Here is a 23,329-nt window from a genome sequence, read left to right as displayed (position 1 = left end):
AGAGCATTTTGTCATTCACCATACCTAGGCTGTGTTTCCTTCCAAGCATTTTGCTCGTTTGGAACCCGGCTTTTATCCTCAAAGACATTTTCGGTTTTCTGATTTTGTACTTGTAACTGCTCTTTTTCCTTACGCAGTTCTTCGGGTGATTTTTCTTTTGTCATACTACGCCTCCTTATTGGTCATAGAGCATAGTATTCCCGAAACAATCGATAATCAATCATAGACGTGGAAAGTCATTAATTCGTGAATCATCTTTTTTACGTTATCTTCTTCGGGCGGCGTCTCTCCGTTCCAACGAATTTCTCCCTCCGGCATATAATCGCCCGTATACCTTGTATTGCGAAAGAAAAATGCAAAAGTCCAACCCGGCAATTTCGTATTGTCATACATGGGCTTATAACTGAAATGTTGTAGCATAGTGATACTCCTCTCATAAGATACTACCCCATCGCATAAAATCAGAGTAAAGATAAGCGAAAGGGTGCTGACTTGTTTGTAAATAAATTAAAGCAGGCCATTGAAGACGAGTACAAAGATTATTATTATTATAAATCAATGTACAGTCTGACGAATGATCCGCTCTGGCAAGATTTCCTCCGTCATATGTATGAAGATGAAAAAAGCCATTACGAAATGTTCCAACAGCTCTATTATATGATGACAGGGACATTTGTTCAAAATCCGAAGAAACCATTACCTTGTTATAACCTGAAAGAATGTGTCCAACGGGCGTTGGTGGATGAGTTAGAGGCTATTGAAACGTACAAGGAAATGTTGCTGACGATTCCAATTCAACAAGCCTATAATCCGTTATTTATCGCAATGAATGACGAAATGGAGCATGCGATTCGCATGTCGACGATGTACAATGCATTATCTTGAATTAACAAAAGACTTCGGTTTTATGGAGGGGTAAAATTGATGATAAGCCTTTGCATTTTTCCGTTTGGTTTCGTTCTGCTATAATTGGGACGTAAAGAAACGGGAAAAGGTGAAGCGATTGGATTTTTTATGGACATTGTTATTTATGACCTTAATTGGTGCGTTGATTGGTGGATTTACGAATCATTTGGCGATCAAAATGCTATTTAGGCCACATGAAGCAAAATATATCGGAAAATGGCGTTTGCCATTCACGCCAGGTTTGATTCCAAAAAGACGTGACGAATTGGCAAGACAGCTAGGGAAGACGGTTACGAATTATTTATTAACACCGGAAACTTTTCGAAAAAAATTATTGACACCTGACATGGAAAAAAAGGCAGAGAGCTTCATTCAACAAAAACTGGAAGAACATGTCCTTCATTCAGATAAAACCTTGAATGATTGGCTGGCGACTGCGGGTGCGACACAAGTTGCGGAAAAAGCAGAACAGCAAGTGTTGGAGTTGCTTAATGCCCAGCTTAACGCCGTGCGTAGAAAGCTGACGACCGGAACGGTGGAAGAGGTGCTACCGGAAAAGTGGCGGGTGGAAGCAGGAGAGCGTATTCCAACTGTGACAACGTACATTTTAAGTAGGTCAGAGCAATACTTCGCATCTGATGAAGGAAAAGCGATGTTCCGTAATCTTATTGATGATTTCTTGGCCTCTAAAGGAACATTGGGTAGTATGGTCAATATGTTTTTTGGCGAATCAGAGTCGCTAGTTGGTAAAGTGCAAAAAGAAGCGATTAAGTTTGTCACTGCGCCTGGTACGATTGCATTAGTGAACACGATTATTTATAATGAGTGGGAAAAGCTACAGCAGCGCCCTGTAGAGGAATTGTTGGCTGGCTTTGATTGGGATGGACTATTCGGGTCGATTTCAACGTATGCGAAAAATGAGTTGGCGTTGGAAGCGCGTTTGAATAAGTCGATTCGTCATTACTGGCCGAATGGGGCAGAATGGACAGCGGTTAATATCACGCCAAAGCTCACTGAATTTGCTTTTTATCAAGCAGAAGTACAATTGGAAAAATCGCTTGGAAAACTGAAATTAGATGATATGGTAAGAGAGCAAGTCGATACGTTTCCAGTGGCAGTGCTAGAGGATTTGATGCTAGGTATCTCCAAGCGAGAGTTTAAAATGATTACCGTTCTTGGTGCATTGCTTGGTGGAGTCATCGGAATCGTACAAGGACTTATCGTCTTTGCAACAAATTTATCGTAGGGGGAATTGGACATGACAGTGAATATTTATGATGACTTGAACAAATTGGAGGCAACGTTCCGTACAACGGTGGAATTTGCAGAAGTAGAGCAAGCAGTAGGCGAAGTGAAAGCGGATGAAGAAGCATTGGCGTTGTTCAAAAACTTCCGTAAAATTCAAATGACACTTCAGGAAAAACAAATGCAGGGTGAAGAAGTTGTTGCAGAAGAACTTGAATATGCACAAAAAACAGCACAGCTTGCACAACAAAATCCTAAAATCATGACGATGCTTGAAGCGGAAATGAAGCTCAGTGGCTTGATTGAAGAAGTGAATCGCGTGCTGATGAAGCCCGTACAACAGCTATATGAAACTATCTAAAAACCGGCATATGCCGGTTTTTTTCGGGCCAAAAGGAAGTCGGTCACGCAACCGTTGCTGTAGGACGCAGCGAACTTAGGTTGCGTTCCATCGTTTGGTACAATTGACGTTATGAGATTGATGAATAGAAAGTTGGTACACATACATGCAGAAAATTATTATTAAACAATCATTCGAGCAGGATTGGATTCGGATGTTCACGCATCTAGCTAATCTGTTTTTCGAGCAGTCGAAAATTATAGATGAAGACGAAGCAGAGGCCATTGCTGTAGTATTTTCACTCGAAAAAAATGCGGATAATCTACTGATAGGGAAAGCGTTTCTTACATGGAATGGCGCAGAGTATGCCGCTGAATTTTCGGAGCTAGAAGAGAATGAGGATGAAAAAATTCAAACACGTCAGCTCAAGCGAATTTATTCACATATTTTGCTAGAAGCACTTGAACAGGCGACGGGTATGCAGCAATCATGGGGGATTTTAACAGGAATTCGTCCGATGAAACTGTACCATAAATACCGTCGGCAAGGGCATAGTACGGAACAAGCGCAGCAATTGCTTATGGACCGTCATCGAATCTCGAGTGAGAAAAGTGAGCTCCTTGCAAAAATTGCAGACGTTCAACTTCGCTCAGTCCCCGATTTATATGACCTGAAAGAAGAAGTGAGTATTTATATCGGGATTCCCTTTTGCCCAACAAAATGTGCCTACTGTACGTTTCCTGCCTATGCCATTCATCGGAAAAATGGTCGGGTAGAATCCTTCCTTGATGGATTGCATGAAGAGATTCGCGAAATGGGCAAATGGTTAACGGAGCGCAATATGGCGATTACGACAATCTATTTCGGTGGAGGGACGCCAACTTCCATTGAAGCTGAAGAGATGGATGCATTGTATGAAACGATGTATGCCTCGTTCCCGAACATGGAAAACGTTCGTGAAGTAACGGTAGAAGCAGGTCGCCCAGACACCATTACGCCTGACAAAATTGAAGTATTGAAGAAATGGGGCATTGACCGTATTAGCGTCAATCCACAATCATATACAGATGAAACTTTAAAAGCCATTGGGCGTCACCATTCCGTGCAAGAGACTGTCGATAAGTTTTGGCTATCCCGAAATATGGGCATGAAAAATATTAATATGGATCTCATCATCGGCTTACCGAATGAAGGGATTGAGGAATTTCAACATTCGCTTGATGAAACCGCGAAGATGCAGCCAGAATCACTGACTGTTCATACACTGTCATTCAAACGGGCATCTGAAATGACACGCAATAAGGATAAATATAAAGTAGCGGATCGTGAGACGGTTGAACAAATGATGAAGCTTGGCGAACAGTGGAATGTGGAAAATGGTTATGAGCCATACTATTTGTATCGTCAGAAAAATATTTTAGGTAACTTAGAAAACGTTGGCTATGCAAAGCCGAATGAAGAGAGTATTTACAATATCGTCATCATGGAAGAAGTACAGACGATTATTGGCGTTGGCTGTGGGGCATCTAGTAAATTCATCGACCCGACAACAGGAAAAATTACGCAGTTTTACAACCCGAAAGATCCCGCTGCATATATCCTGACTTTTGAGGATGCGATTGAGAAGAAGCTAGAATATTTGAATGCAATTTTTCCGGAGACGGTAATTAAATAGAGGGTATATGGAAAAGACATCGAATATAATTAAATGAATGATCATTCATTTAATTAAAAGGGGTGTCTTTTTTATGTATACAACTGTCGAATTGAAAAAAGAAGGGCGTTTAGCAAACCTAACATTGAATAGGCCAGAGTCAATGAACGCGATGGATGATGTCATGATGAAGGAACTAGCAGACGTTTTTGAAGAGCTGAAGAGTGATACAACGGTGCAAGTGCTAGTGATTCAGGGCGCAGGTCGTGCTTTTTCTGCGGGTGGGGATATTAAAGCGATGGTGGACCCCGATAGCCCGCTAGATATCGGCAAGGTTATGGTCGATGTGTCGCGTCTTGCGAAAGCATTGTACACATTGCCGCAAATTACAATTGCGGTCGTTCATGGGGCTGCGGCTGGTCTTGGGTTTAGTGTTGTTCTTGGCTGCGACATTATTATTGCTGAGGAAGACAGCAAGTTGGCGATGAACTTTATTGGAATTGGTCTTGTGCCGGACGGAGCGGGCCACTTCTTCTTAAAGGAACGCGTTGGTGTGCCGCAAGCGAAAAAACTGATTTGGTCAGGTAAGGTGATGAATGGTTCGGAAGCCTTGGCTAAAGGTTTGATTGACGAAGTGACACCGGAAGGTAAGGCGGCTGAATATGGCGAGGCGTATGCACAGAAATTGCTTGCTTCACCTATTGCGTCGATGATGGCGTCGAAGAACATTTTACATGTGCAGAACATTGCTGAACTTGAAAATGTCTTGAAAATGGAAAGTGAGGCACAAGTAGCGATGCGTAAAACGGCTGACCATATGGAAGGCATTCAGGCGTTTGTGGAGAAGCGAAAGCCAGTGTTTACGGGGAAATAAAAGAAGTACCGGATGCTAACCTAATTGAAGGCGAGTAATTTGAACCAGCACTTATTAATATAAATTAGTTAAATTGAAAAACGATACACCTACTCGGCTCGCCGTTGAGTAGATGTATCGTTTTTTATTTATATTTATCGACCGTTTCTCGCCAAGCGAAATCCCCATTTTCGACAGAGCGGAGTAAAAGCTCAGCTGTTGCGATGTTCGTTGCAAGTGGAATACCATAGACATCGCACAATCTCAGTAATGCACTGACGTCAGGTTCATGTGGCTGTGCCGTCAATGGATCACGGAAAAAGAGAATGAGGTCCAACTCGCCTGTTGCTAACATCGCACCAATTTGTTGGTCGCCGCCTAAAGGTCCTGACATGAGTCGGTTAACGGAAAGCTTTGTTTCGTCCATTATTCTTTTCCCAGTCGTCCCCGTTGCATATAACGTATATTGTGAAAAGATATGTTCATAAGCGATTGTGAAATTCACCATTTCATTTTTCTTCTCATCATGAGCAATTAATGCGATTTTCATTTTGGAACACCCCTTTATTCTACTGGTAAGGACTAATCCTATTCACTTATAGATTATCACAATTTGACGATACGTGTATTAAATACTATTGGGTGCTACCAATTCAACCTTCATTCTATCTGGGTCTTCAAAGTAAACCGCGTAATGTTCAGGCCCACCGGCGAATGGATGCTTTTTAGTGTAAAGGATATGAATTCCTTTATGTTGTAATTTGCCTGTCAGCTCATCGACCTGTTGACGTGAGCTTGCGTGAAATGCCAAATGATTAAGGCCTACTCGGCATCTATGATAGGGCACATCCAAAAACCTGTCTTCGGCCTGTACAAAAACAAGATATGTTTCGCCTAATTTCCAACTCCGCCCACTTTCCCATTCCTGAAACGAGCTATAGCCTAATTCCTCGAGCAACCAACCCCAAAAATCAACTGTCTGTTTCAAGTCGGAAACATACAGTTCAATATGATGAATTAGCCCTTGTGTCATTTTTATCCCCCCTATTAGATAAAAAAAGTGCAACCAAGCTAAAAAATGTCCTTGGATGCACTTTTTGTTATGAATGAAACAATAATAATTTCCCAGCTGGGGATGCGAGACGATGTGTTTTTTCAACAAGGTCCTTCTCTTCAAGCAATGCCTGTCCTTGTACTTTTGCCGCCTCATCTGTTTCCGCCGTGAACGTCTCTTCTGTAATCAATGCCCCAGTAGGTTCATATGCAGTCAGTTTGTAAGTTCTCACAACATTCACCCTTCCCATTCTTTTTTATTCATTATACTACAATACTACAAAAGATTCTAAAAATAATTTGTAAAGGTTACTTGACATTTTATGGTTAGTAAAGTAACCTTTACGTAAAGCTACCTTTACTATTTGAAGGGAGGAGCAAAAAAATTGAATAACTTGATTAAGGATATGCGGACAGAGATGGGGTTGACGCAAGATGATCTATCGGAGAAATTAGAAGTTTCTCGGCAGACGATTATCTCGCTTGAAAAAGGTCGATATAATCCATCGCTGACGTTAGCCTTCAAACTTGCGAAGTTGTTCAATTGTCGCATTGAAGATATTTTTACACCGGAGGAGGAATGAAGATGCGGGAGGATTTTCACTTACTAGATTTTATGCTAGGTTTGCCGTTGGGGCTTGGAATCGGATTACTTGTTTGGTATTTCGTATGGAAAAAAGGGAAGAAAGAACGTCGCTATGACGAGCGCTATCAAAGGATTCAGGAGCAAGCAAAATCGCTGTCTTGGAATGTGACGGTATTGGCAATTTTAATTGCTTGGTCGATTATCATTGTTTTTGAAGGGCCTGGACTTTCATTCTTTTTGTTCACTGCACTTTATATAATTGCCATAACAGCTTATGGAATTGGAGCTACCATAGCAGACAAAAGAAATTAATATGAAACTTCAGCTTACTAGATACGTATATGTAGAAGGGTGAAAAACGAAAGGGGTAACAAAATGACTTTATTACTTGAAAACGTTACAAAGCGCTTCGGCGACTTTACTGCCGTTGATAATTTGACGCTATCCGTTGGGGATGGCACGATGTACGGGTTTCTTGGTGCCAATGGGGCGGGTAAGACGACGACGTTCCGTATGATTCTTGGACTTTTGAATGCGAATGAAGGGCGGGTTACTTGGAATGGTAAACCTATTTCTTATGCGACGAGTCCTGAAATCGGTTATTTACCAGAAGAGCGTGGCCTTTACCCGAAAATGAAAGTGGAAGACCAGCTTATATTTCTTGGACAGCTACGAGGCATGAGCAAATCAGATGCGAAAAAAGAGCTTCATAACTGGCTCGAACGTTTTGAAGTTCCGCATTATGCCAATAAAAAAATTGAAGAGCTATCGAAAGGGAATCAGCAGAAGATCCAAGTGATTGCATCCCTTCTGCATAAGCCGCAACTGCTCATTCTTGACGAACCGTTTTCTGGTCTTGATCCGGTGAATGTTGAAATGTTGAAGGCAGCCATTTTAGATTTTCGGAATGACGGTGCCACGATTGTATTTTCAAGTCATCGCATGGATCATGTGGAAGAATTATGCGAGCAGTTAAGCATCATTGATAAGGGCAAACAGATCGTCAGTGGTTCGCTTCGGGATGTTAAAAGGTCATTCAGTAAGCATAATGTTCGTATTCATTCAGATAATGATTTGTCGCAGCTTGCATCCATTTCGGGTGTTATGTCCGTCACTAAAACAGTAGAAGGTGCGGTTTACCAAGTAGAAGCAGAAGCAATCGCTAGCAAACTACTGACAGCTGCTTTGCAAACAGGTCCAATCCGTCACTTTGAAATTGAAGAGCCTTCACTGCAAGATATTTTCATCGAAAAGGTGGGGAAACAACATGCGTGAATTTATGATTATTTTTAAACAGGCATTCGTGACAAAAGCGAAAACGAAATCATTCATCATTACAACTGCTATTATGTTGGGTGCGGTTTTTCTGTTTGCCAATATGGGCAAAATTATTGATGGTGTAAAAAGTATCACGGGTGGCGACAATGAGTCGGCTCAAGTGCTACAAGTGATAGATGAGAGTGGTATTTTAATAGAGCGTTTAACTGCACAGTTTGAGGCAAGTGGCTCGGATATGAAAGTAGATAAAGCAAGTGAATCAGAAGAAGCACTGACTGATCAAGTGAAGGAAGGGGAAATCGACTCCTTTTTGACACTGAAATTGGATGATACCAATACGATTCAAGCAAACTATACATCGATGAGCTCGATGGAATTCTCACTTCCAATGATGCTACAGGAAGCTCTAGAGTCCATTCAAACAGAAATGAAAGCAGAAGAATTATCTCTGTCGGGAGAGCAAGTGCAGACATTGTTTACGCCGATTCAGTTTGACCAACATTCTGTATCACCGTCAGCGAAAACGGAAGAAGAGCTGAGTCAGGCACGTGGTCTTGTCTATGTGCTTATGTTCCTCATTTACTTTGCGGTTATTATGTATGCAAGCATGATCGCAACAGAAGTGGCGACGGAAAAATCATCTCGTGTCATGGAGATTTTGATTTCTAGTGTATCTCCCGCGAAGCATATGTTTGCCAAAGTGTTGGGGATTGGCTCGCTTGGTTTATTGCAAATGGTGCTGTTTGGTCTTGCAGGCTTCATAGCGTTGAAAACGTCCGCAACTGACATGGCAGATGGTTTCTTCTCTGTCTTTGGATTTTCAAATATGAATGTTGGAACAATCGTTTATGCCATCGTCTTCTTTTTATTAGGCTACTTCCTGTATGCGACGCTTGCGGCTTTATTAGGCTCGCTTGTGAGTCGAATAGAAGACGTGCAACAAATGATTATGCCAATGACATTGTTAATTGTTGCAGCATTCATGATTGCGGCGACAGGTCTAGGTAATCCAGAAATGGCGTATATCAAATATGCTTCCTTCTTCCCGTTTTTTGCACCACTCGTCATGTTCTTACGTGTTGGTATGCTTGATTTACCTGTGTGGGAGCCCGTGTTATCCATCGCGATTTTACTCGTAACGATTTTCATCCTCGGCTGGTTTGGCGCACGCGTTTACCGAGGCGGTGTTCTGATGTATGGTCCATCAAGGTCGTTGAAGGATATTAAGAAGGCCATTCAGTTGGGGAAAGAATAAATTTTAAGGTAAAGTCTTATCGCACATGAAATCTCATGCGATAAGGCTTTATTTTATGTGCGGAAAATAACTAACTATGATAAAATAAGAACAAGTATTCGTTGGGTGGGGGAGGAATTCTAGTTGTCGACTATTCGATTTATTCACACGGCTGATTTGCACTTAGACAGCCCATTTAAAGGTATGACCGGCTTGCCAATGGAGCGGTTGAACGACTTGCGGAACAGTACGTTTGTGGCATTCACCAACCTGATTGAACACGCGCTCAACACAAAGCCGGATTTCGTGCTAATTGCTGGAGACATTTACGATGGTGAGGATCGAAGTTTGCGCGCGCAAATGAAATTCCATGAAGGAATGGAAAAATTGAACGAGGTAGGCATACCTGTATTTATTTCACATGGTAATCATGATCATCTTGCTGGCAGATGGACCCGTTTTGCGCTACCACCGAATGTCCATGTTTTCCGTGATCAGGTGGAGGAAGCCCAATTCAGCGTCAATGGACAAGCTGTGTCAATCTATGGATTTAGCTATAAAGAGCGGCATATTCGTGAGCGGAAGATAGAGGAGTATCCGATGGCGCAGGATCAGGATGTATTTCATATCGGAATGCTTCATGGAAGTTTGGCTGGAGATGAAACACATGCAGTGTATGCGCCGTTTACGAAAAGTGATTTACTAGCTAAGCACTACGATTATTGGGCGCTCGGCCATATCCATCTGCGGCGACAGTTACATGAGCACCCTCCAATTGTGTACCCGGGAAATTTGCAAGGGCGACACCGTAATGAGCGCGGCGTGAAAGGCTTTTACGAAGTGGAGTTATCGAAAGTGAGTGCATCACTTCATTTCATCCCTGCGTCTGAGCTTTTTTTTGAACGTCTGGAAGTATCGTGTAAAGGAATCAGTCATGCTAATGAATGGCTGGTCGCTTGTCGAGATGTACTTGAGGCTTTCAATTCGCAGTTTGGGGCAGGCATTGTGGAGCTGTTGATGGTGGATATAGATGTCAGGGCTTCGGAGTTATTTCGGCAATCGATGGAGCAGGAATGGTTAGATGTGTTACGCGATGCGATGGGGGACAGTGAGCCGTTTATCTGGGTGCAGAAGCTGTCATTTGTTCAGTCAGCCACTCTAACAGCAGCTCAGGGAGCGCTTGGACAATCGGTTATCGGGATGATTGACGGATGGCAGGAAAATGACTGGAAGGACGCTTTGAAGGAGCTATATCAGCATACTCAAGGCGTGAAGTACTTAGATATTTTACAAGTAGATGACATAGAAGAGATTAAAGCAGCGGCAATGGCATTAATAGCGGCGGAAATGGAATGAGGTGATGAAATGAAAATTGATAAGCTAATCATTTATGGATTTGGCAAACATGACAATGCCGCAATCGATTTTGGCTTAGGTATGACGGTTTTATATGGGAAGAATGAGGCTGGAAAAACAACAATCCAGCAATTCATCCTGCATATCCTTTTTGGCTTCCCGCAGAAAAATAGTACCTTGCTACGCTATGAACCAAAATCAGGCGGCAAGTATGGCGGACAAGTGCATGTAGTAGATGAAAGATACGGCAAATGTATCGTTGAACGTGTTCGTGGGAAATCAGCTGGTGATGTCACTGTCCATTTTGAAGACGGAACAACGGGTGGCGAACAAGAACTTAGTATATTGCTGCGCCAATATGATCGAGCATCGTTTGAATCAATCTTTTCATTTTCCTTGTTGCAGCTACAAGGCTTCGACAAGATGGACGAGGAAGAGCTGAGTCGAACGCTGCTTGCCTCGGGGACGACGGGTGTAGAATCCTTATTGCAGCTTGAAAAAAGAATGGACAAAGAGATGGCGGAGCTGTTCAAAAAGTCTGGGAAAATTCCAGAGATGAATGTCAAGATGATGGAACTGCGTGAGCTGGAAATGGAGTTAAAAGATGCCCAAGGGAAAGTGGCAGAGTATGCACCAGCAATTCAACGACTGCAAGAAATCGACACGCAATCGAAGGATTTATATGCACGACGCGAAACACTTCAGCAACAGGCAGGGCAGCTAGCGATTACACGACAGCTTCTCCCTTTACATCAGAAGAAAGTGGCTCTTGAAGCAAAGTTAGTGCAATTGCATGTAACTGATTTTCCAGTAGACGGTATCCGACGTTATGAGGCGCTGGTTGATAAATGGACGGAAGCGGATGCAACAAAGCGGAGATTGTCAGAAGAACTGGCACAGTTAACGGCAACAATGCCGGAGCAGCAGGCGGCTAATCGTTTGGTGGATAGTGAGATTTTATTGGCAAAAGAGGCGGAGTGGCATGGTTGGTGTGTGGCAATGAGGTCTGCCACAGATGAATTAAAGCGTTTAACGGATGTGAAAAGCCGCTTGATGGGGAGATTAGGTGTACAGGGCGAACGGGCAGAGCAACGGCTTCTGCAAGCGAATGTCTCCTTACAGAAGGAGGAAGAGATCCATCGTCTATTAGCCGACCTCGCAGCATGTGAACAGCAAATCGGCTATTCAGAGCGTCAGCTTGCACAACTGGAAAATGATTTAGTTGTAGTTAAAACAAAACTCCACGACCTACAACAAACAGCGGCTTCGCCGGAGGAATTGGAGCGTGTCCAGCAATGGCCTACCATTCGCCAGCAGCTCGCGGAGGCGAAAGCTTATGTGGCGATGGGGGGACGGCAACGGGCTAACAATGTAGTTGTTATGCCTACCTTGCTAGTTGTGTTAGCTATCGCGTGTATGCTCATTGGTTTTATTCAAAAAGAATGGCTTATTATCATACTAGGAGCTGTTTGTGGGCTAGCTGGTGTATTTTTGTGGAAGCGTCAAGGCTCACAAGCCGGTGATGCACTGAAAATGCAGGAGATGGAACGTCTCGTCGCCTTGTATGAAGGGCAAGAACAGCAAATGGAGCAGCTGATGGAACGTATTGCAGGTGCTCGACGGGAAAAAGAGGGGCTGCAGCAGACTTTTGATGAGCTTGAACGCAAGCATCAGGTCTTTGTACAGGAGCTCGATAACGGTCATGACGATAGAAGACAGTTGGAAAATCAGCTGGGTCAATTTTTACAAGAGTACGGTTTTGAACGTTTGCCATCAGCTGAAATTATTCCAGAATTATTGCGCTCCATTCGCCAAATTCAAGAAGTAACGAGGGAAATCGAAGAAATTAATAGTGGACAAAAAATAACGCAAAACAATATCTCCATTCGTGTGCAGGAAGTTGAAAAAGTACTGCGAAAAAGCGTGCCACAAGCAGCATTATATGAGATGCTTAGAAGGGAATTTGTGCAGTTAAAGGAACAAACGGAAAGCTTCAAATCATGGCAAGTGAACACTAAGCATAAGAAAGACATGTTAGGTGAAGCAACTGAGCTAGCGGATAGGCTACAAGACCGAATTCAGCAATTACTCGTTGAAGCAGGGGTCGAAACGGTCGAAGCATTTTACGCAGCAAATCATATCGTGCAGGAAGTTGGAAGACTGACTGAGCAGTTGAATGATACACAGCTACAACTGAATGTGCATGGAACTATGGAAGTGCCAGAAGGAATGACTGAGGAGAATGTAGTAACGCAGCTGTCTGACAACGATAACGCGCAGTTGGTAGTCGATGAAAAACTCAAGGAACTCATCAATGAACAAGCGAGCCTCGTTCATAAAACAAATCATTTACTAACGGATGAAACCTATGGACGCAAACTTCAATTATTTGAAATGAAAAAGGCCGAGCTCGCTGAACTTGCAAAACAATGGTCTAAGCGCAAAGCGATTGCCGAGGCTATTAGGCGGACGATGGTGGAATTGAAGGAAAAAAAGCTACCAGAGGTGCTTACCGTTGCAGAAAAATTATTTTGTGAGCTAACAGGTGGGCGATATGAATCGCTAATTGTGACGGGGACTGGTTATTTCGAGGTAGTAGCTGTCGATGGAATGCGTTATCCGATTATAGAGCTAAGTCAAGCGACAAAGGAGCAGGCTTATATTGCACTGCGTTTGGCATTGGCTGCTTCTATACTAGAGACAGCACCATTTCCAATGATTATGGATGATCCATTCGTCCACTTTGACGGACAGCGACTTTCGCGTATGATTGAATTACTCAATCAACTACAACAGCGTCACCAGTTCATTTATTTCACCTGCCATAAAGAAATGACGGAACGCTGGCAGGATGCAACAATAGTAAACGTTTCCGACATCGGAAGCGAACAGGAGGTAAATATTTTATGAAAAAGCTGACAGATTATAAAGTAGGAGAGCCGCTAGATATCTATTTGCTTATCAAGCAATCTATAAAAGGAGTTACGACGCAAGGTAGCCCATTTATGACACTAATTTTGCAGGATAAGAGTAGTGATATTGAAGCAAAGCTGTGGGATACAACAGATGAGCTGGCAAAGACGTATGCTGCAGCGACAATTGTAAAAGTAGGTGGCGAATTACATGAATACCGTGGTAAAAATCAATTGCGTATTAAAAGCATCCGTCCCATTAAAGAGGATGAAGGCATAACAATTGCTGACCTCGTTCCTTCATCTGCTAAAAGTAAGGAAGTATTGTATGAGGAATTAATGCAGTATTTCTTTGAAATGCAAAATCCGCATATTCAACGAATTACCCGCCATTTATTGAAAAAGCACCAGACGGCTTTCATGACTTACCCGGCAGCGACAAAAAATCATCATGATTATGTGTCAGGGCTTATTGATCATGTCGTATCAATGCTTAAACTAGGAAAAGCATTGGCGGATCTGTATCCGTCACTTAATAAGGATTTGCTGTATGCAGGCATCATTTTGCATGACGTTGGGAAAGTCATTGAGCTGTCTGGGCCAATCGCTACGCAATATACAATCGAAGGGAATCTCCTTGGTCATATTACGATAATGGTCAATGAAATATCGAAAGCGGCAGATGAACTTGAAATCGTAGGTGAGGAAGTCATGCTGTTGCAACATATGGTATTGTCTCACCACGGCAAGGAAGAATGGGGAAGCCCGAAACGACCGATGCTGAAAGAGGCGGAAATTCTTCACTACATCGACAATATCGATGCGAAGATGAATATGTTAGATCGTGCGCTAGGGAAAACTGAGCCAGGTGAATTCACAGAGCGAATCTTCCCGCTTGATAATCGTTCATTTTATAAACCATCTTTTGAGTAACAATCAATACAAAGTAAACTTGTGGTTTTTGTCTACTCTTCAGCGAAGGCGCCTTACAGCGGGAGGCATCCGCAAGCGCCGAGCGTTGTTCGGAAGATTCTTTTATTCAATAGATATGAAGAAAGGGCTATCCAGGAAATCAGTTTTCACTGACTTTCCGGATAGCCCTTTCTATATGCGGAAAATATTATTCTTTATCCTTGAAAATGTCTAAAACAGCTTTTAAATCTGTATCTTTTACTTTAATATCTGCTTCTTTAATCAATTGTGCAACTTTTTCGAAGGCAGCGTTTTCGCCCGCTTTTTCAAGAGCTAGTTGTTGACGGATTTGGTCTTCATCTACTTTTGCTTCTTTATCTTTTTCAACATCGCGCTTGCCAAGTGTTTCGATGACGTGAAACCCGTGTGATGATTGTACAGGCTCGCTAATTTGGCTAGGCTCTAAATTGTAAGCAGCAGTCCAAAATTCTGGAACCATCTTGCCGAAACCAAACCATTCGTATTCGCCACCGTTATCTTTAGAACCTGGGTCAGTTGAAAATTCTTTTGCAAGATCGGAAAAGTCTGCTCCGCCTTCAAGCTTTTTGGTCACTTCAAGTGCTGTTTCTTCATCTTCAACTAAAATATGTCTAACATGTAATTCGGTGTTGAGTTCTTTTACGTGATTTGCAATTTCTTCAGCGGTTACTTCGATATCTTCAGTAACTGCTTTGTTATTTAACAGCTCAAATCGAAGTTGTTTTTTGAGGGTTTCCTTTGTTAGACCTTGTTGAGCAAGGACCATGTCAAGGCTTTCACCATACTGTTCTTCAATTTCTTTAAACTTATCTTCAACGTCTTGGTCCGAAACGCTATATTTATCGTTAAGTACCTTCTCGACAGTCATTTGTAGAAGGACTTGTTCGCCACCTGCGCTTTTCATTTCTTCATAAAATTCATTTTTTGTAATATCACCAATTTTAGAAGTGATAATTGCTTCATCAGTGGTATTTTTATCACTACATGCTGAAAGTGCAAGAACAGATGCGGCCATTGTAAGTGCCAAAACAGTTTTTTTCATTTTAAATTCTCCCCTAACTTTTATGTGCAACAGTAGACACTATATCATAAAAACGCATCGAAAACAAAAAGGTTCCCCCAGAGAATTTGCCTATAACAGCACAAAAGTGATGCATAGGATACAGAGAGAGAGAGGGGGTGCTCCAATGAGCGGATATAACCAAGGTTCTTCGGGCTTCGCGTTGATTGTTGTGTTGTTCATCTTACTAATCATTGTCGGTGCAGCCTTCCTGTATTAACATGATTCAGCAGAAGTCCGCCACTTCCATAAGTGGCGGGATGAAAGCCAGAAAGTATTTCAATCTGAGGGAGTCCAAACTCCCTGCTGATTCAAGTTAAGCCTCCGGCGGATGTCAGGGATTTTGAGGAGAGTTAATTGTGAATTGAACAGCAAAGGGTTCGATTTGCCGTGTTTCTGCGTTTTTTGCAGAAATTAAGGCACTTAGATATGCACAATTCAAAATCCCGACGCAATTACGCCGGGGCGTAATTGATACCAAGAGGCCTAAACAATGTAAAAAGTCCATTTCCCGAAAAAGGGAATGGACTTTTCTGTATGCATTATTTTTAGACATTCAATAGGATTTCGACATAGAAAGATAAAATCAAAATGGTGACAAGAATGTTAACCGTTTTATAGATCTTCGGCTGCTTCTCCTCGGGAATTTCCCGTGATTCACATAGCGCATATGTCATCTTATTGATTTGGAACAAGTAAAATAATGAGAACAGAATTGTTATTACAAGGATCAAGTCCATTCCTCCCCTTCAACTTAACAAGGTAATCATAGCAGAAGACTGTATGAAAAGAAATTATTTTTCATCGGAAGGAGTAGAGAGTGATGGGTTACTTTCTCTCTGTTGATCCGTTGGAGACGCCTCTCGTTGGTTATCAAACGAGTTTTCAAGATTTTTAAAGCCTTGTTCGAAAATCTCCATGAAATCTTCCCCGTAAATATTACGAATCACGGATTTTACTTCAAGAAACTCAGGGAATTTCCCGTAAAGCTCCTTAATAGGGAGCGAACCCTCTAAAATATCTCGTTCTGAGTTAAAATAATTATCATTCATTTCAAGGAGCAGTCTCTCTCCTTCTGCTGTTACGGAAACATATGTATTACGTCGATCTTCATCTTTTTTGTAGAAGACTAAGTATCCGCGTTGTTCTAGTTTTTTCGAGAAGTTAAATGCAGTTGAGACATGCATGACTCCAAATTTAGCGATATCAGAAATTGTGGCAGCCTGAAGATGGTATGAAATCCATAAAATATGGTGCTCATTAATATTCAAATCATAAGGTTTGATCCAATTCTGCCAATCTTTTTCGACTGCTTTCCAAAGCGCTTTTGACATTTGTGCAACGCGTTGGCTGAAAATCATTGCGTCCTTTTGGGAAAACTTTTGTTCTGGCACAGAGTCACCTTCTTTCTAGTTAGCTTCATTTCTTTTATTATAGCAGGAAAGCAAAGAAGAGAAAAGTAAGAATTGCAAAAAAACTTTTATCTGAGCTCAAATGGAACCAGAATTCCGACCGGATGTCACAGATTTTTTATTAATAAAAAAGGTTATCCAAGTAGATATGGATAACCAGTTGAATCATTTTTGTTGTGCAGCAAGTGATTGTTCAAGCTCTTCAAGTGCTTTTTGAATAGCCGCAATTTCTTTTTCCATTCGTTCCTTGTTCGGTTCAGTTGCTTGTTGCCATTGTTCAACAGAGCCTTTAATGCCGTCAATTGCAACTGGAATGGCTTCTTTGGCTTCCTTCGTTAGGTGGGCGATGGAATCCTTCAAATCATCGACGCAGCCTTTGACGTCTTGAAATTTGCTTTTCATATCAGTTGTTGCGTTTTTAACGGTTTTTCGCAGTTCGTTTCCCGATTGAGGAGCCGAATATAGTACGGTTACTGCGGCTGCAACAGAGCCTGCCACGAGTCCGAGGAAAAATGTAGATGCTTTCATTTGGAAGGCACTCCTTTCTTAGTGAATAGTATTTATCTTATATCATTATTAAAACATGGAAGCGCAATCTGGGCAATCCAGAACTGAAACTTTCATCAGTGAAACTTGCCGGAGGATGTAGTAAAAAATAAAAAAACTTTCCGCGTAAATTGCGGAAAGCTTGTAGATGGCTATTAATTGGATAATACTGTTTTGAATGAAGTTCGCTTCATCAAGCCTTTGACAATCGGATAGATGATGAAAAATGCGATACAATTCATAGCGATTGCCGGAAGGACAACGGCTACGAATAATGTTGTGAAAGCTACCATAGGAGATGCAAATCCAGGGATTGTTACACCAAGAAGAAAAAGTGCAACTGATAGGAAAATACTACCTGATAGAATAGTTCCTATGCCAGTCATGATAGTTGTAGCTATCATGTTACCAGTGAACTTTTTAAATGTAATAACAAGGGCATAAATCACAAATGCAGTGACAAATTTGTCAACGATATTAGGGACGAAACCACCAGGGAAACTGGAGAATAGACCAGATATCACGCCCGTTGTGACAGCTAGTAAAAATACATTCTTTGTTTGTGGGAAAAGTAATATACCGATAAACATCATCGTTAGCATGAAATCGGGCTTCATACCTTCACCGTAACCTGGAATGATTAAATACAATGCAGCACCTACCGCGACCAACAACGCCATTAACACAAGATTTTTCGTATTCATTTCTCATCTCTCCTCAACTCGACTAGTATTATGAGTTTTTCCTGACGTATCCTCGTGATCGACAGCGAAAAACTTACTATGAATCATACATTATATTCAGTCAGTTAGCAAGCTTGGATTCCTAGTTTTCCACGAATACCTACGGAAAATTCTGTGATTTGTTCAGCAGTATAGGCTGTGTCATTTGTTTTAACAGCCAAATTGAAGCCATCCGCTTCGTCGTAACGTGGGATAAAGTGCAGGTGGAAATGGAATACGGCTTGTCCGGCAAAAGCGCCATTGTTTTGTAGTAGGTTCATGCCTTTAGGATTGAATTCAGCTTGGATAGCATTAGCAATTTTAGGTGCAACCGCAAATAGTTGTGACGCTTGCTGTTCTGTCATATCATAGATGTTTTCACAATGTGTTTTGGGAACGAGTAGGACATGTCCTTTCGAGGCGGGCATAATATCCATGAAGGCATAGACATGATCGTCCTCATATACTTTCATGCTCGGAATGGTTCCTTCAATGATTTTACAAAAAATACATGCAGTCATTTTGGCACTTCCTTTCATTAATGAGACAAGTGTAGCATAATTTAACTTGAATCAGCAGAAGGCCTCTGCTGATTCAAGTTAAGCCTCCGGCGGATGTCACGGATTTTTAGGGGGGGCTTTTCGAGCAAGCTCGAAAAAAATCCGGACGCAATCACGCCGAGGCGTGATTGATCTTGAATCAGCAGATGAGTGGAAAAGCATTTTAAAACATTTTTTGTTAAACTAGAGCAAGATGAATGGGGGATGGACATGACAATTTTAGATATGAAAGATGTAACTGGCGGCTATACACGTAAACCTGTCCTGCATGATTTATCATTTAACATTGGAAATGGTGAGCTTGTTGGTTTAATCGGCCTAAATGGAGCCGGTAAAAGTACGACTATTAAACATATTATTGGATTGATGAATCCACATAGCGGCGAAATCCGTGTCAATGGCGTGACATTTAGTGAAGACCCTGAAACCTATCGCAAGGCGTTCACGTATATTCCTGAAACGCCAATTCTCTACGAGGAGCTGACACTGCGCGAACATCTGGAGTTAACAGCGATGGCCTATGGGGTGGACAAAGAAGTATTTGAAGCGCGTTCAGAAATCTTATTGCATGAATTTCGGATGGAAAAGCGTTTGAACTGGTTCCCGGCACATTTTTCAAAAGGGATGCGGCAAAAAGTAATGATTATGTGTGCATTCCTTGTCAATCCTTCGTTATACATTATTGACGAGCCATTCGTAGGTTTGGACCCCATCGGTATTAAGTCACTACTTGAACAGATGACGGAACGCAAAGACAGTGGAGCTTCAGTTCTCATGTCAACGCATGTTTTATCAACGGCGGAAAAGTATTGCGACAGAATTATCTTATTGCATGACGGACGGGTGCGCGCAGAAGGAACGATGGACGATTTGCGAAAAGCGTTCGGACGCCCGGGTGCATCGTTGGATGATTTGTATATTGCGATGACAGAGGAAGCCGACAATGAATAATTTACGTGAAATATGGGGGTCTCGGTTCGTCCATTATATAACTGAACTCCAAAAGTATTTGAAGTATGTATTTACAGGTCATTTGGCTATTGTTTTCGTTTTTACAATTGGAGCAGGTGGCTACGCCTACAGTGAATGGCTGAAAGAAGTACCAGCAGATTTTCCAGCGGCATTGCTGACAGCTATTGTACTTGGGGCTGCACTCGTTTTTTCGGCACCGGTGACGCTGTTGAAGCCAGCGGATACAGTTTATTTTTTACCTCTTGAAAATAAACTCGAGATGTATGTTACACAATCGTTGCGCTGGACGTTTTTCTCGCAGTTGCCTTTACCGTTACTACTATATATTGTCGCCTGGCCATTATTGGCTGCCACGGGGACAGGCACAAGGACAGAATTTGTAGCTATTGCCATTCTAATGGTACTCCTTAAGCGGGGATTTGTTGTCATTGAATATAATTTCCGGCATGCGCGTGAGGGAAGAAATGTTTGGGGAGACCGGGTGATTCGGTTTGTATTGGCAGGGCTATTCATTTTCAATGGACTTGTTGGAAATATGCTGCTCCTCCCAGTTATTGCTGTATTACTAGGCTTGTATAGCTTTCATTGGGCGAAACAGAAGAAAGAAAAACCGTTCCCATATGATCACTTTATCGAACTAGAACAGAATCGAATGATGCGATTTTACCGTTTTGCGAACTATTTCACGGATGTTCCCCATTTAAAAGGCTCTGTCAGTCGAAGAGGCTGGATTGGTTTCTTATTCGATAAACCAAAATTTGGACAAACTGTGCCACAGGCATACCTTATTAGACGGACGTTTATCCGAACGGATGATATTTTTTGGCTGTGGGTAAGGCTGACGGCTTTGTCCGCGCTAGGTGCATTATTCATTCCATTTCCAATTGTTGTCTTCGTTTTTTCTGGAGCACTAGCATTTGCTTCGGCGGTGCAGTTGATTCATGCGTTGCGTGCGGGAGATGAATTCCGGATGGATATGCTATTTCCTGAAACAGAAGATACACGTCCCGCAGCAATTAAGCGGCTGGTTCGCTCAGTACAATGGATTCAGGCAACAGTCGTTACGGTTACTGCACTGTTACTTTATGGAATAGCCACAACACCTTTTTTGATAGGAGCAGTCGTTGTTATCATTTCAGAAGCAACAATCCGTTTGACGGGGGAAAAGAAAGAATTTGATTGAAGGAAGCCGTTCCGATGATTGATTGGGGCGGCTTTTTTTTGTTGACCTCTTCCCAGTATATAAAATTAAAATAGAATATTCCCAAAAACCTTGCAACTTACCCCGGAAAGTAGATATAATAAATAAAAGGCATCGGGGTGAGTGAGATGGAAAATAATTATTCATATGCAGAGTTTTTAAAAGCCGTTGGGAAAAATAGTTCTTCACTCCAAGCGGAAAAACTGTTGAATGACATTTACATGGACCTATTCCTAAACCATATTCACCGGCAACAAACAATGGAACGACTCATGGGATTGATTGATCTTTCGCTTGACAGTCGTGACGAACAGGCATTTCTAAAGTACACAGAAAGCCTTAAAAAATTAGAAGAAGCTAATTGAAAAAGAGTAAAAACGCCGCATGGAGTTGAGCATGCGGCGTTTTTTTATTGTGTCGAAAAACGTACGTTCGTTTTTATTCGTGAAAATTAACCAGATGTGATAAAATGAAACTAATTCTTCATTGGGAGGGCATGACCACTATGGTTCGAAAATTTAACTTGCAAGCCCCTTATACACCTCAAGGCGATCAGCCTTATGCAATTGCTAAATTGTTAGAAGGACTTGACAAAGGCGAAAAGCACCAGACACTACTTGGTGCGACTGGGACAGGGAAAACATTCACGGTATCGAATGTCGTGAAGGAAATCAATAAACCTACCCTCGTCATCGCCCATAACAAAACGTTAGCAGGTCAATTATATAGTGAATTCAAAGAGTTTTTCCCAGACAATGCCGTCGAGTATTTCGTCAGCTATTATGATTACTACCAACCAGAAGCCTATGTACCACACACGGACACATTTATCGAAAAAGATGCCAGTATCAATGATGAAATTGACAAGCTTCGGCACTCCGCAACATCTGCGTTATTTGAGCGTAATGATGTTTTAATCGTTGCATCCGTATCCTGTATTTATGGCCTGGGTTCACCAGAGGAATACCGCGAGCTCGTCGTGTCATTACGCACAGGGATGGAAATCGGGCGCAACGAATTGCTACGAAAATTTGTCGATGTCCAATATGAACGAAATGATGTTAGCTTCACGCGCGGGACATTCCGTGTTAGAGGCGATGTTGTGGAGATTTTCCCAGCATCTCGTGATGTGCATTGTATGCGTATTGAATTTTTTGGTGATGAAATCGATCGAATTCGTGAAGTGGACGCACTCACAGGAGAAATTCTTGGTGAACGTGATCATATTGCGATTTTCCCTGCCTCCCACTTCGTCACACGTGAAGAAAAGATGGTCCAAGCAATTGATAATATTGAAGCAGAACTAGAAGAACGATTGAAGGAATTACGTGGCAATGACAAGCTATTAGAAGCACAGCGCCTTGAACAGCGGACACGCTATGATCTTGAAATGATGCGGGAAATGGGCTTTTGTTCAGGCATTGAAAACTACTCGCGTCATTTAACATTACGTCCAGCTGGCGCGACCCCATATACGCTACTTGACTATTTCCCTGACGATTTTCTAATCGTTGTCGATGAAAGTCATGTGTCGTTACCGCAAATTAGGGGTATGTTTAATGGTGACCAGGCGCGTAAAAATGTCCTTGTGGAACACGGTTTTCGATTACCATCTGCGCTTGATAATCGACCACTGACATTTACGGAGTTTGAGGGGCATGTCAAAGAAGCCATTTACGTTTCGGCGACCCCGGGTCCTTATGAAATCGAGCATACACCTGAAATGATTGAGCAAATTATCCGTCCAACGGGGCTCCTTGACCCGACAATCGATGTCCGTCCGATTGAAGGACAAATCGATGACTTAATTGATGAAATAAATGAACGAACGAAGAAAAATGAGCGTGTTCTCATCACGACATTGACGAAGAAGATGTCGGAGGATTTGACCGATTATTTAAAGGATATTGGCATTAAAGTACAGTACCTTCATTCGGAAATTAAGACATTGGAGCGTATCGAAATTATTCGTGAGTTGCGTATGGGTACTTATGATGTCCTTATCGGGATTAACTTGCTAAGAGAAGGAATTGATATTCCGGAAGTGTCACTTGTGACGATTCTTGATGCAGATAAGGAAGGTTTCCTCCGTTCTGAACGTGCGCTGATCCAGACAATTGGTCGGGCGGCGCGTAACTCCAACGGTCATGTCATCATGTACGCGGATCGAATGACGGACTCAATGACGAAGGCGATTGATGAAACGGATCGGCGTCGAGCTATTCAAAAAACTTACAATGACAAGCATGGTATTACACCAACGACCATTAAAAAAGAAATTCGTGAAGTCATTCGTGCAACACAAGTAGCTGAAGAAGTCGTATCTTATTTTGACAAGGTAACAAAAGGTAAGAAGCTGACAAAGGACGAAAAAACAACGCTTGTTGCCACGTTAGAAAAAGAGATGAAAGAAGCAGCGAAAGCGCTTGACTTCGAACGGGCTGCGGAGCTAAGAGATACGATTCTGGAACTGAAGGTTGAAAGGTGA

General features: G+C 42.1%; 28 protein-coding genes. 17 read left to right on the top strand and 11 right to left on the bottom strand.

Annotated features, from left to right (window positions below):
• Positions 1-11: 11 nt before the first annotated feature.
• A complete protein-coding gene (locus MKZ10_RS17115; RefSeq protein WP_342506238.1) occupies positions 12-164 on the bottom strand; it encodes a hypothetical protein in 153 nt (50 codons plus the stop codon).
• Between the two features lie 52 nt (positions 165-216).
• Entirely contained in the window at positions 217-420 is a 204-nt protein-coding gene (locus tag MKZ10_RS17110; protein ID WP_342506237.1) for a YheE family protein, read from the bottom strand.
• A gap of 72 nt (positions 421-492) precedes the next feature.
• Here MKZ10_RS17110 and MKZ10_RS17105 point away from each other — a divergent pair, with 72 nt between their 5' ends.
• The 5 genes from MKZ10_RS17105 (at position 493) to MKZ10_RS17085 (ending at position 5,019) form a co-directional block, all read left to right on the top strand.
• Positions 493-885, top strand: coding sequence for a ferritin-like domain-containing protein (locus MKZ10_RS17105; protein WP_342506235.1), 393 nt, complete (start codon positions 493-495; stop codon positions 883-885).
• A 109-nt stretch (positions 886-994) separates the two neighbouring features.
• Positions 995-2,152 carry a DUF445 family protein gene (locus MKZ10_RS17100; protein ID WP_342506233.1) on the top strand — a complete coding sequence of 386 codons (1,158 nt, stop codon included), beginning with the start codon at positions 995-997 and terminating at the stop codon, positions 2,150-2,152.
• Between the two features lie 12 nt (positions 2,153-2,164).
• Positions 2,165-2,512, top strand: a complete 348-nt coding sequence (locus MKZ10_RS17095) for a YlbF family regulator (RefSeq protein ID WP_342506231.1) — start codon at positions 2,165-2,167, stop codon at positions 2,510-2,512.
• Positions 2,513-2,657: 145 nt separating this feature from the next.
• Positions 2,658-4,166, top strand: a complete 1,509-nt coding sequence (locus tag MKZ10_RS17090) for a coproporphyrinogen III oxidase (RefSeq protein ID WP_342506229.1) — start codon at positions 2,658-2,660, stop codon at positions 4,164-4,166.
• A 73-nt stretch (positions 4,167-4,239) separates the two neighbouring features.
• Entirely contained in the window at positions 4,240-5,019 is a 780-nt protein-coding gene (locus MKZ10_RS17085) for an enoyl-CoA hydratase (protein WP_342506228.1), read from the top strand.
• Positions 5,020-5,143: 124 nt separating this feature from the next.
• Here MKZ10_RS17085 and mgsA read toward each other — a convergent pair whose 3' ends face one another.
• The 3 genes from mgsA to MKZ10_RS17070 form a co-directional block, all read right to left on the bottom strand.
• Positions 5,144-5,548: a methylglyoxal synthase gene (mgsA, locus tag MKZ10_RS17080; RefSeq protein WP_342506226.1), complete on the bottom strand. Its 405-nt coding sequence runs from the start codon at positions 5,546-5,548 to the stop codon at positions 5,144-5,146.
• 78 nt (positions 5,549-5,626) lie between these two features.
• Positions 5,627-6,031, bottom strand: a complete 405-nt coding sequence (locus tag MKZ10_RS17075; RefSeq protein WP_342506224.1) for a VOC family protein — start codon at positions 6,029-6,031, stop codon at positions 5,627-5,629.
• 67 nt (positions 6,032-6,098) lie between these two features.
• Positions 6,099-6,284 carry a YhzD family protein gene (locus tag MKZ10_RS17070; protein WP_342506222.1) on the bottom strand — a complete coding sequence of 62 codons (186 nt, stop codon included), beginning with the start codon at positions 6,282-6,284 and terminating at the stop codon, positions 6,099-6,101.
• Between the two features lie 153 nt (positions 6,285-6,437).
• Here MKZ10_RS17070 and MKZ10_RS17065 point away from each other — a divergent pair, with 153 nt between their 5' ends.
• The 7 genes from MKZ10_RS17065 (at position 6,438) to yhaM (ending at position 14,350) form a co-directional block, all read left to right on the top strand.
• The gene (locus MKZ10_RS17065; RefSeq protein WP_342506220.1) at positions 6,438-6,635 is read left to right on the top strand and encodes a helix-turn-helix transcriptional regulator; all 198 of its coding nucleotides are present in this window, start codon (positions 6,438-6,440) and stop codon (positions 6,633-6,635) included.
• A 2-nt stretch (positions 6,636-6,637) separates the two neighbouring features.
• Positions 6,638-6,949, top strand: coding sequence for a DUF3796 domain-containing protein (locus MKZ10_RS17060; protein ID WP_342506218.1), 312 nt, complete (start codon positions 6,638-6,640; stop codon positions 6,947-6,949).
• A 63-nt stretch (positions 6,950-7,012) separates the two neighbouring features.
• A complete protein-coding gene (locus tag MKZ10_RS17055; RefSeq protein WP_342506216.1) occupies positions 7,013-7,912 on the top strand; it encodes an ABC transporter ATP-binding protein in 900 nt (299 codons plus the stop codon).
• The gene (locus MKZ10_RS17050) at positions 7,905-9,170 is read left to right on the top strand and encodes an ABC transporter permease (RefSeq protein ID WP_342506214.1); all 1,266 of its coding nucleotides are present in this window, start codon (positions 7,905-7,907) and stop codon (positions 9,168-9,170) included. Before MKZ10_RS17055 ends, MKZ10_RS17050 begins: the two co-directional genes overlap by 8 nt.
• A 123-nt stretch (positions 9,171-9,293) precedes the next feature.
• Positions 9,294-10,505 (top strand): DNA repair exonuclease, encoded by a 1,212-nt coding sequence (locus MKZ10_RS17045; RefSeq protein ID WP_342506212.1) that lies wholly within the window; start codon positions 9,294-9,296, stop codon positions 10,503-10,505.
• Between the two features lie 9 nt (positions 10,506-10,514).
• Positions 10,515-13,415: an AAA family ATPase gene (locus MKZ10_RS17040; protein WP_342506211.1), complete on the top strand. Its 2,901-nt coding sequence runs from the start codon at positions 10,515-10,517 to the stop codon at positions 13,413-13,415.
• Positions 13,412-14,350 (top strand): 3'-5' exoribonuclease YhaM, encoded by a 939-nt coding sequence (yhaM, locus tag MKZ10_RS17035; protein ID WP_342506209.1) that lies wholly within the window; start codon positions 13,412-13,414, stop codon positions 14,348-14,350. Before MKZ10_RS17040 ends, yhaM begins: the two co-directional genes overlap by 4 nt.
• A 187-nt stretch (positions 14,351-14,537) precedes the next feature.
• On the opposite strand, the gene MKZ10_RS17030 is transcribed toward yhaM, so the two are convergent.
• Positions 14,538-15,410: a peptidylprolyl isomerase gene (locus tag MKZ10_RS17030; RefSeq protein ID WP_342506208.1), complete on the bottom strand. Its 873-nt coding sequence runs from the start codon at positions 15,408-15,410 to the stop codon at positions 14,538-14,540.
• Between the two features lie 145 nt (positions 15,411-15,555).
• Between MKZ10_RS17030 and MKZ10_RS17025 the strand changes: the two genes are divergently transcribed.
• Positions 15,556-15,648 carry a YjcZ family sporulation protein gene (locus tag MKZ10_RS17025; RefSeq protein WP_192598653.1) on the top strand — a complete coding sequence of 31 codons (93 nt, stop codon included), beginning with the start codon at positions 15,556-15,558 and terminating at the stop codon, positions 15,646-15,648.
• A 328-nt stretch (positions 15,649-15,976) separates the two neighbouring features.
• Here MKZ10_RS17025 and MKZ10_RS17020 read toward each other — a convergent pair whose 3' ends face one another.
• The 5 genes from MKZ10_RS17020 to MKZ10_RS17000 all read right to left on the bottom strand — a co-directional run bounded on the left by MKZ10_RS17020 (position 15,977) and on the right by MKZ10_RS17000 (position 18,629).
• Positions 15,977-16,162: a hypothetical protein gene (locus MKZ10_RS17020; RefSeq protein WP_203248685.1), complete on the bottom strand. Its 186-nt coding sequence runs from the start codon at positions 16,160-16,162 to the stop codon at positions 15,977-15,979.
• A gap of 60 nt (positions 16,163-16,222) precedes the next feature.
• Entirely contained in the window at positions 16,223-16,822 is a 600-nt protein-coding gene (locus MKZ10_RS17015) for an HTH-type transcriptional regulator Hpr (protein WP_342506201.1), read from the bottom strand.
• Positions 16,823-17,005: 183 nt separating this feature from the next.
• Complete coding sequence (locus tag MKZ10_RS17010; RefSeq protein WP_342506200.1) at positions 17,006-17,368, bottom strand: YtxH domain-containing protein; 363 nt, start codon at positions 17,366-17,368, stop codon at positions 17,006-17,008.
• 173 nt (positions 17,369-17,541) lie between these two features.
• On the bottom strand, positions 17,542-18,090 hold the full coding sequence (locus tag MKZ10_RS17005) for a tryptophan transporter (RefSeq protein ID WP_342506199.1): 549 nt from the start codon (positions 18,088-18,090) through the stop codon (positions 17,542-17,544).
• Between the two features lie 104 nt (positions 18,091-18,194).
• Entirely contained in the window at positions 18,195-18,629 is a 435-nt protein-coding gene (locus tag MKZ10_RS17000; protein ID WP_342506198.1) for an HIT family protein, read from the bottom strand.
• Positions 18,630-18,878: 249 nt separating this feature from the next.
• Here MKZ10_RS17000 and MKZ10_RS16995 point away from each other — a divergent pair, with 249 nt between their 5' ends.
• From MKZ10_RS16995 to uvrB, 4 genes are all read left to right on the top strand, one after another.
• The gene (locus MKZ10_RS16995; RefSeq protein ID WP_342506197.1) at positions 18,879-19,619 is read left to right on the top strand and encodes an ABC transporter ATP-binding protein; all 741 of its coding nucleotides are present in this window, start codon (positions 18,879-18,881) and stop codon (positions 19,617-19,619) included.
• Positions 19,612-20,823 (top strand): ABC transporter permease, encoded by a 1,212-nt coding sequence (locus MKZ10_RS16990; RefSeq protein WP_342506196.1) that lies wholly within the window; start codon positions 19,612-19,614, stop codon positions 20,821-20,823. The genes MKZ10_RS16995 and MKZ10_RS16990 overlap by 8 nt, the downstream gene beginning before the upstream one ends.
• A gap of 146 nt (positions 20,824-20,969) precedes the next feature.
• Positions 20,970-21,206 (top strand): IDEAL domain-containing protein, encoded by a 237-nt coding sequence (locus tag MKZ10_RS16985; RefSeq protein WP_342506193.1) that lies wholly within the window; start codon positions 20,970-20,972, stop codon positions 21,204-21,206.
• Positions 21,207-21,346: 140 nt separating this feature from the next.
• Positions 21,347-23,329 carry an excinuclease ABC subunit UvrB gene (gene uvrB / locus MKZ10_RS16980; protein WP_342506191.1) on the top strand — a complete coding sequence of 661 codons (1,983 nt, stop codon included), beginning with the start codon at positions 21,347-21,349 and terminating at the stop codon, positions 23,327-23,329.

Origin of the sequence: Sporosarcina sp. FSL K6-2383 (assembly GCF_038618305.1) — a bacterium.
In the GTDB taxonomy this organism is placed as follows: domain Bacteria; phylum Bacillota; class Bacilli; order Bacillales_A; family Planococcaceae; genus Sporosarcina.
Note: the sequence above shows the minus strand (reverse complement) of the source record. Positions and strands in the feature narration are given on the sequence as shown.

Excerpts from the sequence above, each read along its gene's own strand:
- MKZ10_RS17060 (WP_342506218.1), top strand. The coding sequence starts at position 6,638 with ATGCGGGAGGATTTTCACTTACTAGATTTTATGCTAGGTTTGCCGTTG.
- MKZ10_RS17040 (WP_342506211.1), top strand. The coding sequence starts at position 10,515 with ATGAAAATTGATAAGCTAATCATTTATGGATTTGGCAAACATGACAAT.
- uvrB (WP_342506191.1), top strand. The coding sequence starts at position 21,347 with ATGGTTCGAAAATTTAACTTGCAAGCCCCTTATACACCTCAAGGCGAT.
- MKZ10_RS16985 (WP_342506193.1), top strand. The coding sequence starts at position 20,970 with ATGGAAAATAATTATTCATATGCAGAGTTTTTAAAAGCCGTTGGGAAA.
- MKZ10_RS17005 (WP_342506199.1), bottom strand. The coding sequence starts at position 18,090 with ATGAATACGAAAAATCTTGTGTTAATGGCGTTGTTGGTCGCGGTAGGT.
- MKZ10_RS17000 (WP_342506198.1), bottom strand. The coding sequence starts at position 18,629 with ATGACTGCATGTATTTTTTGTAAAATCATTGAAGGAACCATTCCGAGC.
- MKZ10_RS17110 (WP_342506237.1), bottom strand. The coding sequence starts at position 420 with ATGCTACAACATTTCAGTTATAAGCCCATGTATGACAATACGAAATTG.
- MKZ10_RS16990 (WP_342506196.1), top strand. The coding sequence starts at position 19,612 with ATGAATAATTTACGTGAAATATGGGGGTCTCGGTTCGTCCATTATATA.
- yhaM (WP_342506209.1), top strand. The coding sequence starts at position 13,412 with ATGAAAAAGCTGACAGATTATAAAGTAGGAGAGCCGCTAGATATCTAT.
- MKZ10_RS17025 (WP_192598653.1), top strand. The coding sequence starts at position 15,556 with ATGAGCGGATATAACCAAGGTTCTTCGGGCTTCGCGTTGATTGTTGTG.
- MKZ10_RS17095 (WP_342506231.1), top strand. The coding sequence starts at position 2,165 with ATGACAGTGAATATTTATGATGACTTGAACAAATTGGAGGCAACGTTC.
- MKZ10_RS17010 (WP_342506200.1), bottom strand. The coding sequence starts at position 17,368 with ATGAAAGCATCTACATTTTTCCTCGGACTCGTGGCAGGCTCTGTTGCA.
- MKZ10_RS17050 (WP_342506214.1), top strand. The coding sequence starts at position 7,905 with ATGCGTGAATTTATGATTATTTTTAAACAGGCATTCGTGACAAAAGCG.
- MKZ10_RS16995 (WP_342506197.1), top strand. The coding sequence starts at position 18,879 with ATGACAATTTTAGATATGAAAGATGTAACTGGCGGCTATACACGTAAA.
- MKZ10_RS17090 (WP_342506229.1), top strand. The coding sequence starts at position 2,658 with ATGCAGAAAATTATTATTAAACAATCATTCGAGCAGGATTGGATTCGG.
- MKZ10_RS17030 (WP_342506208.1), bottom strand. The coding sequence starts at position 15,410 with ATGAAAAAAACTGTTTTGGCACTTACAATGGCCGCATCTGTTCTTGCA.
- MKZ10_RS17085 (WP_342506228.1), top strand. The coding sequence starts at position 4,240 with ATGTATACAACTGTCGAATTGAAAAAAGAAGGGCGTTTAGCAAACCTA.
- MKZ10_RS17075 (WP_342506224.1), bottom strand. The coding sequence starts at position 6,031 with ATGACACAAGGGCTAATTCATCATATTGAACTGTATGTTTCCGACTTG.
- MKZ10_RS17055 (WP_342506216.1), top strand. The coding sequence starts at position 7,013 with ATGACTTTATTACTTGAAAACGTTACAAAGCGCTTCGGCGACTTTACT.
- mgsA (WP_342506226.1), bottom strand. The coding sequence starts at position 5,548 with ATGAAAATCGCATTAATTGCTCATGATGAGAAGAAAAATGAAATGGTG.
- MKZ10_RS17115 (WP_342506238.1), bottom strand. The coding sequence starts at position 164 with ATGACAAAAGAAAAATCACCCGAAGAACTGCGTAAGGAAAAAGAGCAG.